Annotated in this window: 16 protein-coding genes, 1 rRNA gene and 1 riboswitch; of the genes, 16 read left to right on the plus strand and 1 reads right to left on the minus strand. The window is 45.2% G+C overall.

From position 1 onward, the window contains the following. The first annotated feature begins 171 nt into the window (after window positions 1-171). The 7 genes from C6P11_RS04885 (at window position 172) to C6P11_RS04915 (ending at window position 5,451) form a co-directional block, all read left to right on the plus strand. Window positions 172-1,089: a GIY-YIG nuclease family protein gene (locus tag C6P11_RS04885; RefSeq protein ID WP_135519063.1), complete on the plus strand. Its 918-nt coding sequence runs from the start codon at window positions 172-174 to the stop codon at window positions 1,087-1,089. A 76-nt stretch (window positions 1,090-1,165) separates the two neighbouring features. Beyond that, window positions 1,166-1,561 (plus strand): hypothetical protein, encoded by a 396-nt coding sequence (locus C6P11_RS04890; protein ID WP_135519066.1) that lies wholly within the window; start codon window positions 1,166-1,168, stop codon window positions 1,559-1,561. A 166-nt stretch (window positions 1,562-1,727) separates the two neighbouring features. Next, window positions 1,728-3,191: a glycoside hydrolase family 1 protein gene (locus tag C6P11_RS04895; RefSeq protein ID WP_135519069.1), complete on the plus strand. Its 1,464-nt coding sequence runs from the start codon at window positions 1,728-1,730 to the stop codon at window positions 3,189-3,191. 76 nt (window positions 3,192-3,267) lie between these two features. Continuing rightward, entirely contained in the window at window positions 3,268-3,750 is a 483-nt protein-coding gene (locus tag C6P11_RS04900) for a hypothetical protein (RefSeq protein WP_135519071.1), read from the plus strand. Window positions 3,751-3,828: 78 nt separating this feature from the next. Beyond that, window positions 3,829-4,596 (plus strand): hypothetical protein, encoded by a 768-nt coding sequence (locus C6P11_RS04905; RefSeq protein ID WP_135519074.1) that lies wholly within the window; start codon window positions 3,829-3,831, stop codon window positions 4,594-4,596. A gap of 211 nt (window positions 4,597-4,807) precedes the next feature. Beyond that, window positions 4,808-5,050, plus strand: coding sequence for a hypothetical protein (locus C6P11_RS04910; protein WP_135519078.1), 243 nt, complete (start codon window positions 4,808-4,810; stop codon window positions 5,048-5,050). A gap of 77 nt (window positions 5,051-5,127) precedes the next feature. Next, window positions 5,128-5,451, plus strand: coding sequence for a hypothetical protein (locus C6P11_RS04915; RefSeq protein WP_135519081.1), 324 nt, complete (start codon window positions 5,128-5,130; stop codon window positions 5,449-5,451). A gap of 39 nt (window positions 5,452-5,490) precedes the next feature. Here C6P11_RS04915 and C6P11_RS04920 read toward each other — a convergent pair whose 3' ends face one another. Further along, the gene (locus C6P11_RS04920; protein WP_135519084.1) at window positions 5,491-5,931 is read right to left on the minus strand and encodes a hypothetical protein; all 441 of its coding nucleotides are present in this window, start codon (window positions 5,929-5,931) and stop codon (window positions 5,491-5,493) included. Between the two features lie 150 nt (window positions 5,932-6,081). Further along, a riboswitch (TPP riboswitch) is annotated at window positions 6,082-6,178 on the plus strand. A gap of 78 nt (window positions 6,179-6,256) precedes the next feature. On the opposite strand from C6P11_RS04920, the gene thiM reads away from it, so the two are divergent. The 9 genes from thiM to C6P11_RS11085 form a co-directional block, all read left to right on the plus strand. Continuing rightward, a complete protein-coding gene (gene thiM, locus C6P11_RS04925; RefSeq protein ID WP_135519087.1) occupies window positions 6,257-7,021 on the plus strand; it encodes a hydroxyethylthiazole kinase in 765 nt (254 codons plus the stop codon). Beyond that, a complete protein-coding gene (gene thiD, locus C6P11_RS04930) occupies window positions 7,018-7,821 on the plus strand; it encodes a bifunctional hydroxymethylpyrimidine kinase/phosphomethylpyrimidine kinase (protein ID WP_135519090.1) in 804 nt (267 codons plus the stop codon). The genes thiM and thiD overlap by 4 nt, the downstream gene beginning before the upstream one ends. Continuing rightward, window positions 7,818-8,471, plus strand: coding sequence for a thiamine phosphate synthase (gene thiE / locus C6P11_RS04935; protein ID WP_135519093.1), 654 nt, complete (start codon window positions 7,818-7,820; stop codon window positions 8,469-8,471). The genes thiD and thiE overlap by 4 nt, the downstream gene beginning before the upstream one ends. Further along, entirely contained in the window at window positions 8,468-9,073 is a 606-nt protein-coding gene (locus tag C6P11_RS04940; RefSeq protein ID WP_135519096.1) for a TenA family protein, read from the plus strand. Before thiE ends, C6P11_RS04940 begins: the two co-directional genes overlap by 4 nt. 251 nt (window positions 9,074-9,324) lie before the next feature. After that, on the plus strand, window positions 9,325-10,152 hold the full coding sequence (locus tag C6P11_RS04945) for an SDR family NAD(P)-dependent oxidoreductase (protein ID WP_167849531.1): 828 nt from the start codon (window positions 9,325-9,327) through the stop codon (window positions 10,150-10,152). A gap of 13 nt (window positions 10,153-10,165) precedes the next feature. Next, window positions 10,166-10,588, plus strand: a complete 423-nt coding sequence (locus tag C6P11_RS04950) for a hypothetical protein (RefSeq protein WP_135519102.1) — start codon at window positions 10,166-10,168, stop codon at window positions 10,586-10,588. Between the two features lie 19 nt (window positions 10,589-10,607). After that, window positions 10,608-10,766: a hypothetical protein gene (locus C6P11_RS10940; RefSeq protein ID WP_167849532.1), complete on the plus strand. Its 159-nt coding sequence runs from the start codon at window positions 10,608-10,610 to the stop codon at window positions 10,764-10,766. Window positions 10,767-10,781: 15 nt separating this feature from the next. Continuing rightward, a complete protein-coding gene (locus C6P11_RS04955) occupies window positions 10,782-11,324 on the plus strand; it encodes a hypothetical protein (protein ID WP_135519105.1) in 543 nt (180 codons plus the stop codon). 444 nt (window positions 11,325-11,768) lie between these two features. Beyond that, window positions 11,769-11,847 (plus strand): 16S ribosomal RNA (locus tag C6P11_RS11085); the annotation flags it as partial.

The following is an 11,847-nucleotide window of genomic DNA, read 5'->3' on the forward strand; positions in this document are numbered from 1 at the left end:
TCTCAAAAAACGCCCAATCGAAAAAAACACCCTGAAACCGTGCCAAGGTACTGGCAGTTTCAAGGTGATTTATCGTATTTTACTGATTTAGCTGTGGTTAAAAATTTAGTGCATGAATAATCCGGGTCCAATTTACCCGGTAATCTTCAGGGTAAAAATGAGGTGACAGTTATGTCGAATATATTAATTAGTGATCTATTTGATTTTGATTCTTTGCGACAAGCATATCCGGAACGTCGCATCAAATTGCGTTTCAATACATCGTGGAATACTAATGACCGACAGGGGCACCGAATGCGTCGTGACTTCTTTCAAATGTATGCAAATCATGAAGAAGTGTTCGAACCTTGGATTCTGTCGCAAGGGCGAAACCGTAATCGAGAGGATGATATTACTTTTCAGTTCATCGAGACGCAACCGCACCGGTGGTTATTTGTTGGTGCATACATGATTTTGTCAAAATATGAACTGATTGGTCATGATCCGATTGCAGATTATGATGAAATTCCATATGCGAAAACCGAGAAGTTACATCAGTACGATGCTTTTGAAGGACGGGCGATTTTCGATTGGACGAATCGACCACGTTCATGGTGGTACGTGAATCCAGAAATTGTCGATAACGTACCACTTTTTGAAATTTTACCGAAGCCGATTTTAGAGCGAACGAATCAAGTTCCGGGTTTTGAAAATGTGAATGTTGATTATCAAACGCTGCAGAGTGAATTGACTAGTATGGCGTGGCAAACTGCGCTATCGAGTGTTTACGGTGTGTATTTAATAACTGACAATCGAACTGGTCGACATTATGTCGGATCAGCGACTGGAGCCGGTGGTATATTGTCACGCTGGCAAACATATCTCGCGAAAGGGTATGACCCTGAAGAAGAGAACAGCAAAGACTATCCAAATCGTGGGCTGAATGAATTGGTTCAGAACCACGGGTTGGATTATATTCGCCACCATTTCTCATACAGTATTTTGGAGATTTTCAGCAAGAATGAACAAGGGCGCAAACAAGCGTTGGCCCGTGAAGGCTACTGGAAGGATGTCATGCAAACACGTCGCTTCGGGTACAACCGCAATTAGGCAAAACGCAAACGGTCTCAATCTCCTTTGTAGGTGTACACTGGAATAAGTGAATATCAACGAGGGAGAAGTTGAAATGGTTGTTAATTTTACCAATGTGGCTGAATTTTTCGTAATGTTAAGTGCAAGTATTGCTTCAGTCTTGTTGCTACGATACAGGGGCGCTTTGCGAAAGAGTGGTAACTTCAAAGTTATGGGCGGTCTCAAGAAGAAGTACAGGGTTGCAATGTTGCCAATTGCGCTAATGCTTGTCGTCACTTTTTCCACCGAAATCATTAAGGTGATGTATTATCCAGTGATTGCTGACGTGGTGATTATTATTATCGCAATCGTTGGCATCATTGGTCTAGCTACGTTGAAAATGGATGCATCTAAAAGTGATGCTGCGATGGTACGTACGTTTGACTTGTTCCGCAGCACGTTCATCATGATGACATTTACATTTGCGATCATGCTTCTTAGCATGCCGTAACGAATCTTGAACAGTGTTCTGATTAATTTCAGGGCACTGTTTTTTCTTTGAAATCGACCATTTTTTGACTAATCTTAATAGATTACTGGAATCTGGTTGTAACCGCTTACATGTGTTGGTATGCTAAATGCGTAACAGACGGAATAATATGTATGGGGGATACAACATGTACAAGTCAACGATTCCAACCGGTTTTCCAGAGGGGTTCTTGTGGGGTGGTGCAACGGCTGCCAACCAATACGAGGGTGCTTGGAATGAAGATGGCAAGGGATTAAGTACGGCCGAAGTGGTGAAGAAGGCTGAGAAGCGTACCGATATGAGTTTGGGGAATATCACGCTTGAAGATATTGAAATCGCAATCGCGGACAAGACGGATGAAAACTATCCAAAGCGTCGTGGAGTTGATTTCTACCACCGTTTTGAAGAGGATTTGGCGTTGATGGGCGAAATGGGTGCGAAGGCATTCCGCATTTCATTGGCCTGGACGCGTATTTTCCCGAATGGTGATGAGACGGAGCCGAACGAAGCTGGCTTGGCATTCTACGACAAAGTTTTCGAAACAATGGCCAAGTACGGCATTGAGCCAGTGGTTACGTTGTCACACTATGAGAGTCCGATTCATTTGACGATGACACGCAATGGTTGGGCTGTTCGTGCGACGATTGCGGACTTTAATCGCTTTACGGAAACGGTCTTCCGTCGCTACAAGGGCAAGGTGAAGTACTGGTTGACGTTTAACGAAATCAACACGGGTTCATTCGGTTTCCACGAGACGGGTGCAGTTGATACTGGCTTGCCTTACGACGAGCAATTGCAAATTCGTTACCAAGCGTTGCACCACCAATTTGTGGCCAGTGCGATTGCAACGAAGCAAGTGCATGAGATTGATCCAGAAGCGAAGATTGGTGCGATGTTGGCGCGTATGCAAACGTACCCAGCGACGCCAAATCCAGCCGATGTGCAAGCTGCCCAAGTGCAAGATGAGTTGAACTTGTTCTTCACGGATGTCCAAGTCCGTGGTGAGTATCCTGAGTTCATGAATCGCTACTTTGCGGAGCATAACGTGACGATTCCAATGGCTGACGATGACGAGGCGATTTTGAAGGCACACCCAGTCGACTTCTTGAGCTTCAGCTACTACATGTCAACGGTGACATCTGCCGGTGATAGTGAAACTGATGCGCTGGGTAACATGGCTGTTGGTGGTCGTAACCCGTACTTGGAGGCATCTGATTGGGGTTGGCAAATCGATCCAATCGGTCTGCGTATTGCCTTGAATGAGATGTGGGACCGTTACCGTGTGCCATTGTTCATCGTTGAAAATGGTTTGGGTGCGCTTGATGAAATTGCTGAAGATGGTGGCATTCATGACACGTACCGCATTGATTACCTCCGTAAGCACATTGAGCAAATGCGTGAGGCGATTATCGATGGTGTTGATCTGATGGGTTACACGATGTGGGGAATTATTGACTTGGTGTCATTCTCAACATCAGAAATGTCAAAGCGTTACGGTGTGGTTTACGTTGATCAAGATGATGCCGGTAACGGAACGCTGGCACGTAAGAAAAAGGATTCATTCGCGTGGTACAAGAAGGTTATCGCGACGAATGGGGATGATTTGAATTAATGATGGAATGTGTCTGCCGGGTGGTGGGCACGTTTTTTGGTAGAATTTAGTTAAAAGGTTTTGGGGAGGCTGGATTATGAGTAAGACTTATCAACAATTCGTAGCGTCACAAAAGCGTGGTGAACGAAAAATGCCGTTTGCGCCGGTAGTGGTAGGACCACTTCTGTTTCCGTTTTTCAAAGACGTCCTTGAACCGGTACCAGAAGTGATGATCAACGATGATGGATTGACTGTGGTCGTGACCAAGGATGATTTATTGTACTTTTTGAAGCATGATATTTCGCCTTTTGTGACGGTGGGGATGGCGAATAAGATGATGTGGGAAGCGGTGAATGTCATTAAAGCAACGTCACATTCGGATTGGACCAAGAGTGGACCTGGTTTATTTACATTGCCGACCCGTTTCATCGAAAAACGCATCGAACAGTCGGTGATGCTGAGGTTTGCTGGCGGTAAAGAATTTGTGACACAGATTGGTAAGCTTGAGAAGGATACGGCTGAACTTGCAGAGGGTGACCTGGACAAACAGCCTGACCTGACAACTTGGCATTTGGGCTAATGGCATGACTGATTTAGGTGCATTTTTAAGTTTCATCACGTAAGCTATACCTATAAACCATTGAGGGGGATTATGATAATGGCAAAAATGATCGATGGCTTCCAATCTTTGAAGCAAAGTGCGGGCCGTGTGGGTGAATCGGTGAAGGCTAAGACTGTTGAAACGCGCGTGAATATGATTGTGAATAGCAAGTTGCAACAACCATTCAAGGCGTTGAAGCAAACGCGCCGAGTGGCAATTCAGCAGTTGGCGGAGTTGTACAAGAACAATAAAATCAGTACGAGTGAATTCGACGCAGTAGCTTTGCAATATGAAACGCAGTTGGTAGCAGGTGCGAATGAAGCATTGCGCAACATGGTTGTGTCATTTATGACGGATGAGGCGACGAAGCAATTCGATTTTGACTCGGATTTGATTCACGATGTGCAATTGACGCCGATGACACCAGCTAAGTATGTGAAGATTACGCCGAATGCGACCGCGAATGCCTTGAGCAAGTCATCAAAGCGCGCGATGGTTCTGCAAGCTGGTACGATGGCGGCCCGACAAGCTGCTAAGTTGCGCAAAACAGCTGCTGCAACGCCGAAGCAGAGCAACCCATTGGTGAAGAATGTGGCCGTTGATCTGGCAGTCGCTGGCGTTGGCTTTGCGATTGATTTGGTGGAGAACCAAGTGATGGCACGTAAGCAGTTCAAAGTATCTGGTTTGTTGACGGAGTACGAGCAAGTGTTACAACAGGTCGCCGAGCAAGTCGAAGTCTTCAAGGCCAGCTTGCAAGTGGTGGATGGTCAATTGAAGTTGTTGCCGTTGGCGCAACTGATTGACGATGATAATGATGAAATTTAGTTGAATTAGGAGGAGTTGCCACAGTAGCTCCTTTTCGGCCTGAAGGTGACATCGCTACTTCAGTCTTTTTTAAGACTGAAATAAATTAAAATTACAGTACGACAAAAAGAGGTGTCAGCAATATAGCTGGCATCTCTTTTGTGGTTTATGGGGATTTGTTGACAGTGTTAGCAATATTATGCAAAAAGATAAAGTGTGGGGAAGTCTGATTATGGACAAGCTTGATTTGAAATGGGTAAAACAAGACATAAAACAAATTCAAGAAAATCAATTATCGAACCAGCTTGAACTGGTGAAAGCACAAACGAAAAATACCATTTTAGAAACTCGAGTGAACGAATTGGAAAAAGAAATCCGTCGTCAGCGCGATTGTCGTCGTGCCGATTTTTGGTTTTTGTTTGGGTTGGCGTTTATTGTGTTTTTCCTAATTTATTTGGTTGTGCGTAAACAATAGCTCTGATGGATAAGCTTTTGCTTCTAAAATTTTTCACGAGTGCCTGGTATGCTGGTTGAAAAATGAAGGTTCGGCATATGGGGTGGTTAGTATATATAATTGCGTTAATTGGGTTTATTCGAAGCTGCACGTCATCTGACCAGCTGATACCGGTCATCGTTATCTTCTCGGTAATCTTGGTCATCAAGCTGGTTTCGGGAAGCTTCATTGCCGGATTGCTTTACTGGGGCTTTGTTGTCTTTGTGTTTTTTGTACTAGGCTTTGCAGGTCAAATCATTGGAGTTGTAAACTTTGAAGGGGAATCACCCAATCTACAGGAGTACGGACTGTTGATACTATCAATGGTTATCGTTGCTTGGTATGGTCTGAAGTACTTGTTGACGGGCAAGATTGGTAAATAAAAAGGAAGCACCGATTTGGTACTTCCTAATAATTGGTATTTACTTGGCTTCGTTGTAACCATCGATGATGGCGTTGACGTTAGCGACGTTCTCAGCGACCCAGTCAGCCAATGTTGATGTGGTGTACAAGCGGTTTTTAGTGTGATCACCGTGTAGTGAATCAAGCACCAACGTTTCAGAATCAGTGACAAAGCGACCGTTGAACACAGCTTCATCCGTGTGGGCAATCGTGCCAATTTCAGACAAAGTAACGAACTTATCGGTCCCGTTAAATTGGTTAAGCGGCGTTAGGCCCATGAACAACAAGCCGTTTTCTTCAAAACTAATCACGAAATTCTTACCCGTGAAAGCATTGAAGGCACCAATCACATCTTCAAGCTTGTGGTTAGCTTCGATGTAAGCGACGTTGGTTGTGTCAGCGGGGTAACCCAATTCTTGTTTCTTTGCGGCGATATCCGCAGCGTTAAAAGCACTTGCCATGACGAACTCCTAAAATTTTGATGCAATTAGTTTAGCATAATGCCCGGTACGACTGGGTTGAAAAGGGAACTTGCCGTTTTGGTTTGCTATTATGCAAAAAATGGTGATTGTATTTGGCACTAACTCTGTTACACTAATCATGAATTAAATATTCACCACTGGGGGAGCCATTTGGCTGAGACGGTATGACCGGACCCTTTGAACCTGTTGAGTTAAGACTTGCGTAGGGAAGTGATGGTAGACCGACCAGATAAGACTATCCAATCGATCAATCCGTTTCTTTATACGCGGGTTGGTCGATTTTTTTGTCTATTCTGGAGGAATTATGAACCATTTACTGACCAACATCCGTGAACAACAGCCGCTCGTGCTGAACGTTGCAAATTTTGTGACGATGCAACACGTCGCGGATGCAATTAATGTCGTAGGCGCTTCGCCTTTGATGACTAACGAGCCTAACGAAGCTGCTGAACTAGTTGGCATTTCATCAGCGGTTGTTTTGAACATCGGTACGCTATCTGAAGCGCAATGGCCGCTATTTTTGGCAGTTGGCCAAGCAGCTAATCAACAAAACAAGCCGGTGATTTTGGATCCGGTCGCGGTGGGGATGCCATACCGTGCGCAATTTGTGCGTCGTTTGCTGGAAAATGTGACTGTTGATATTATCCGAGGCAACGCCAGCGAAATTGCGTGGTTCGCCCAGGCAGAAGTTGCTGGTCGCGGGATTGATACCTTGGATCAAACAACCCATCAACAAGAAGCTGAGTTAGCGGCTAAAAAGACTGGCACAGTGATTGTACAAACTGGTGTGGTTGATGTGATTACCGATGGCGTGCGTACGCAGACGGTGGATACCAACTCACCATTGTTGGTGATAAATGTTGGTGCCGGTGATATGTTGAGCGGTTTGATTGGTGCGTTTGCTGCCGTGACGGAGGACTACTTTGCAGCTGGAGTAGCAGCTACTGAGTTATTTGGTGAAGCTGGTGAACGGGCATCTGCGCAAGTGAATCAGTTACCGGGTCACTTTATCGGTGCGCTATTCAACGAGTTGTATGTGATGACAAAAACGGAGGTGGCAACGCGATGATTGATGTCACACAGGTGTTAACAGTAGCGGGCATTGACTCGAGCGGTGGTGCCGGCGCCAACGCGGATTTGAAAACGTTCCATAATCAAGGTGTCTACGGTGCTTCAATCATTACTGGGTTGACCGCACAAAATACATTAGGTGTCCAAAGCATCTTGCCGACGCCGACTGATTTTATTAGTGACCAATTCAAAAGTGTCTTGTCTGACCTAGATATTCGGGCATTAAAAACCGGCGCGCTGTTTGATGCCGAGCGAGTGCATGTCGTTGCGGACGAAATCGCCAACTCTGGTGTAGCGCATGTGGTTGTTGATCCCGTGATGGTTGCCAAAGGCGGTGCCAAGCTACTAACCGATGATGCCATCGAGGCAGTGAAAACAGAGTTATTCCCGTTAGCGACGGTTGTAACACCAAACTTGGCTGAAGCGTCTGTCTTATTGAATCGGGCGATTGCCACAGAAGAGGACATGGTGAACGCTGCGCATGAACTACAACTACTGGGTCCCAAAAATGTGGTCTTGAAGGGTGGTCATTTGAAAGATAGTCATTCTGACGATGTGGCGGATTATGTGGCATTCGCGGATGGAACCGGCCGTTGGTACCACGCGCCACGCATTGAGACGAACCGCACACATGGGACTGGTGACACATTATCTGCCTTCATTACTGCACATCTTGCGCAAGGCGAAACGTTAGTACAGATCATGCCACATGCCAAAGCGTTTATGAACGCTGCGATTGCTGAAACGATTGCCGTTGGTCACGGCCACGGCCCACTGAATCATTGGGTGACAGAATGAAGAAAGAACTTTTACAACGATATTTTGTTGCCGGCTCGCAGAATTTTCCTGATTTAACGTTGGCCGAATATGAAGAGCGACTCGCATTGATTATGCAATCAGGTATTACAGCGTATCAATTCCGTGAAAAGAACCCCGCGCTATCGACTGATGAAAAACGAGCTTTGGCGATGAGATTGCGGGAAAAGGCACGTGAATTAGCTGTGCCGTTTATCGTTGATGACGATGTTGCATTGGCAATAGCGGTTGAAGCGGATGGTATTCACGTTGGCCAGGATGATATGCCAATCACGGATGTCGTGACGCAGGTTGCCGGCCAGATGATTGTGGGACTATCGGTTCGCAATAAGGACGAAATGGTCGCCGCCCAGTCGGTGATGGGCATTGATTATCTGGGCGTTGGACCGGTTTTTGCGACCACAACGAAGGCTGATGCAGCTACGCCATTAGGATTAGACGGCCTCACGACGACCTTGAATGCTAATACAAAACAACTGCCAACCGTTGCAATTGGCGGCATTACACTTAAAGACTTGCCTGCATTACGTCAATCAGGTGTCGATGGTGTTGCGATGATTAGTCTATTGAGCGAAGCGCCAGATGTTCGGTCGGTGATTAATGAGATGAAAACAAAGTGGGGAACGTTATGACACGTGAAGAACTCATGCCAATTCGTGACGAGATGATGGCCGCGATTATGCAAGAACCATTTGTCCAAGGTATCCGGACTGGCGTGTTATCACAAACTAGTCGTGATTATTACGTCGCGCAAGATCATCATTATGTAGCTGTGTTTATGATGCTGTTAGATCAAATGAATGCACAATTGCCATTGGAACTAAGACGACATGCTATGTCTGAGTCGGATGAGAGCGATGCACATTTGGGCCTTGCACCAAGTGATCACTATCACCAAATTGCAGTGGGTGCACATAATGCGAACTACCTCAATCATTTGCGGGACACAGTCGCCCAAGGTGATCCGCTAGCCAGCATGCTGGCGTTATTACCATGCACAGAGTCATATGGATTGATTGCACAACGTTTGCAACAGCAAGGGGTCGCATCGACTGGGTTTGATGTCTGGGTAGATTACTACGCGAACCAAGCCTATCAGTCAATCATTGACTGGAGTTGGCGGACGGTTGATCAGCTATTTGCGCAAACGCAATCTGCAACGACTGACTACGTGCGCATTTACGAAACGTCATATCACCATGAATTGGCGTTTTGGCAGGCAGCTAATCAATGACAGGGACTATTGAAAGAAAATCATCCCACAAATCGCTCTCTATAATTCAGCGACCGGTCAAGAATTGCAGATGAATAATTCGGTTGGGCCCATTATGCTAGTACTTGTGAGAGAGTTTAGTAGTTTCATGGATTCTCCTAAACTTATGTTGTTGTGGGTGATGTGAGTTACTCATAAAGGCACGCTTCCATTAGAGTGCCTTTTTTGTATATGCAGGTATAATGAAGGAAAGCAAACAAATGGAGGGGACTATGAAGACAATTGTGATTACTGGTGCCGGTGATGGTATCGGGGCCGCTGCCGCTAAGGAGTTGGTTAGCCTTGGCCGTCAAGTGGTGATTGTTGGACGCAACCCAGAAAAAACAGCGAAAATCGCGACTGAACTTGGTATGCCGTATCATTTGGCTGACTTTACGAAATTGGCGGATGTCGAGCGTTTAGCGGTTGAACTACGTCAGTACGACCACATTGATGTGCTGGCAAATAATGCAGGTGGCATTATGGGTGACCGCACGTTAACGACCGATGGCTATGAAAAGACATTCCAATTGAACCACTTGGCGGGGTTCCTTTTAACAAATCTACTATTAGATAAGTTGCTGGCTGATCATGCAACAGTCATTCAAACATCAAGTATTGCGGCAAACTTGTTCGTGAAGACGTTTGACGTTAATGATGTGAACGTGGCTCATGAGTATACGTCGGAAAAGGCATACGGGTATGCAAAATACGAAAACATTCTATTCACCCGTGAGCTACAACGTCGGTACGGTGATCAGCTAACGGCCGTTGCATTCCACCCTGGTGTGGTTCGTACGAGTTTTTCATCTGAATCAAACACGTTTATGCGTTGGCTATACCGAACACCTTTGAAGTATCTGGGGACAATTAGTCCAGAGCGCAGTGCTAAGCGTTTGGTGAACTTGGCTCTTGGTGTGCCTGGCGCCGACTTCATTGCCGGTGAAGTATATGATGGTAAGAAGTTGCTACCAGTCAAAGTAGTAGATGACGGTAATGCAAATGCCCGTCAGTTGTGGGAAGAATCTGCCAAGATGGTGGCACAGTTTACTTCTATATAGAAGAAACGAGGTTATGATGAGTAACAAGCAAATGATTTTCTGGGGACCGGAACTATTAAAAGTGGCAGCGCTAGGCGTATTGGATATAGCGGATGGCCGTTTGTACCGTGTTGCTGACCGACGTTTAACGTTTCGTTCTACGCCAAGTGCGGTCGTGGCAACTGCTGAAGGTGTGGTGGATGATAACCCGCAACCGTTAATCGTTAAAGAGTATACGGTGACGGCAGAACAAGTTCGTGAAATCGAGACTCTACTACCAGAGTTCGATGTGGTTGATGTGATGGGGATCCTAGAACTACAAGCGCACGTTACTGATGACCACCATGAGATGAAGCAGAGTTATATTGCCGATTTTAAAGAAACGTTTGAATCAGAGATTGGTCACCGTGACTTTGCGGCGTATTTACGTGATGCAACTTATCGATATGCTGATTAATTGAGATGTGAGGAAGAGAATGGAAAAGAAGAATATTAAATTGGGGATGACAGTACTGGCTGTGTTGTTATTCCTAGTCGCAATCGTCGTGATGTTTGTGACGCATAGCAAAGAAGTCACATCAGGACTTATTTTTATCGGTCTAGTGATTGGCTACTATGCAGCAAAGGTTAAGTAAGGAGTGATAAGCCAGATGTATTTCGACTTTAAGACGGTAGATTTAGCGGACGGTATGCAAGAATTACGTATTGCGCGACATGAGGGCGCGCCAATGACGCAACATACCCGGATTGCGCTATCGCAAAAATTGGCCAAGACGCTAGGATTCGACTATCGATCACTACCAATGTTAGCTGCGCCTGATGTTTCAGCCTATTACGCGGTAACATCAGAAAAAGCGTCAGGTGATCTAGAAGTGATTATGCGCAATGCAATGGATAATGAACCGGAAGCATTTGTTGTCGCAGATTGGGAATCATACCTAGAAAATGGTGAAGGCGAATTCGGACCATTCTTGTTTGCGATGTTTGATGAATGGCTTAATGTACCAGAAGCACGTGACCTCTATCAAATTTCACCATTAGAATTTGAAAATCAGTCCAGCGGACCATGGGCGTTCTATCAAGCACCACGCGAAATCACGAAGCAGATGGTAGCTGACAACCGTGATTTTGATAGTGAACTACGCCGTCGCATCAAGGAAACAGTTAACAAAGATTTGTATTACGATAAGTAAGATGACGGTTGTCCCTGATTAGGGATAACCGCTTTTCTGTTTTATGGGGTGAATTAGTTGACGGTTTGGGGTAAATAAGAGTAGTATATTTAAGTTGTCTTTTGGGTGTTTCACCTACGTCCTTATCGTTTAAGAAAAAGGGTGTTGACAATATCAAATCTCTTCTGTAATATATATTAAGTTGTTTCGGATGTATGAACGTTTCATGAAGAAGCAATGAAAAAGAATTGAAATTGATTGTTGACAATCGCATTTCTCTTCTGTATTATAGATTAAGTCGTCAGGGCGACGACGTAGGTCATTGAAAACTGAATATCGTTTCGATGAAACAAATGTGTAGGGTCATCAAGCTAGTTCTTGATGCAAAAACATTTGCGAAGTCAATTCGCTAGTAAATTCGTTTAACTTCTGTTAAACAACAAAAATTGAGTTATACTCAAACTTCAAATTGAGAGTTTGATCCTGGCTCAGGATGAACGCTGGCGGCGTGCCTAATACATGCAAGTCGAACGCTTTGTGGTTC

It is taken from the genome of Weissella confusa (genome assembly GCF_004766315.1).
GTDB classification, from domain to species: domain Bacteria; phylum Bacillota; class Bacilli; order Lactobacillales; family Lactobacillaceae; genus Weissella; species Weissella confusa_A.

Excerpts from the sequence above, each read along its gene's own strand:
- C6P11_RS04890 (WP_135519066.1), top strand. The coding sequence starts at position 1,166 with ATGGTTGTTAATTTTACCAATGTGGCTGAATTTTTCGTAATGTTAAGT.
- C6P11_RS04895 (WP_135519069.1), top strand. The coding sequence starts at position 1,728 with ATGTACAAGTCAACGATTCCAACCGGTTTTCCAGAGGGGTTCTTGTGG.
- C6P11_RS04915 (WP_135519081.1), top strand. The coding sequence starts at position 5,128 with ATGGGGTGGTTAGTATATATAATTGCGTTAATTGGGTTTATTCGAAGC.
- C6P11_RS04940 (WP_135519096.1), top strand. The coding sequence starts at position 8,468 with ATGACACGTGAAGAACTCATGCCAATTCGTGACGAGATGATGGCCGCG.
- C6P11_RS10940 (WP_167849532.1), top strand. The coding sequence starts at position 10,608 with ATGGAAAAGAAGAATATTAAATTGGGGATGACAGTACTGGCTGTGTTG.
- thiE (WP_135519093.1), top strand. The coding sequence starts at position 7,818 with ATGAAGAAAGAACTTTTACAACGATATTTTGTTGCCGGCTCGCAGAAT.
- C6P11_RS04950 (WP_135519102.1), top strand. The coding sequence starts at position 10,166 with ATGATGAGTAACAAGCAAATGATTTTCTGGGGACCGGAACTATTAAAA.
- C6P11_RS04920 (WP_135519084.1), bottom strand. The coding sequence starts at position 5,931 with ATGGCAAGTGCTTTTAACGCTGCGGATATCGCCGCAAAGAAACAAGAA.
- C6P11_RS04900 (WP_135519071.1), top strand. The coding sequence starts at position 3,268 with ATGAGTAAGACTTATCAACAATTCGTAGCGTCACAAAAGCGTGGTGAA.
- C6P11_RS04885 (WP_135519063.1), top strand. The coding sequence starts at position 172 with ATGTCGAATATATTAATTAGTGATCTATTTGATTTTGATTCTTTGCGA.
- thiM (WP_135519087.1), top strand. The coding sequence starts at position 6,257 with ATGAACCATTTACTGACCAACATCCGTGAACAACAGCCGCTCGTGCTG.
- C6P11_RS04910 (WP_135519078.1), top strand. The coding sequence starts at position 4,808 with ATGGACAAGCTTGATTTGAAATGGGTAAAACAAGACATAAAACAAATT.
- C6P11_RS04945 (WP_167849531.1), top strand. The coding sequence starts at position 9,325 with ATGAAGACAATTGTGATTACTGGTGCCGGTGATGGTATCGGGGCCGCT.
- C6P11_RS04955 (WP_135519105.1), top strand. The coding sequence starts at position 10,782 with ATGTATTTCGACTTTAAGACGGTAGATTTAGCGGACGGTATGCAAGAA.
- thiD (WP_135519090.1), top strand. The coding sequence starts at position 7,018 with ATGATTGATGTCACACAGGTGTTAACAGTAGCGGGCATTGACTCGAGC.
- C6P11_RS04905 (WP_135519074.1), top strand. The coding sequence starts at position 3,829 with ATGGCAAAAATGATCGATGGCTTCCAATCTTTGAAGCAAAGTGCGGGC.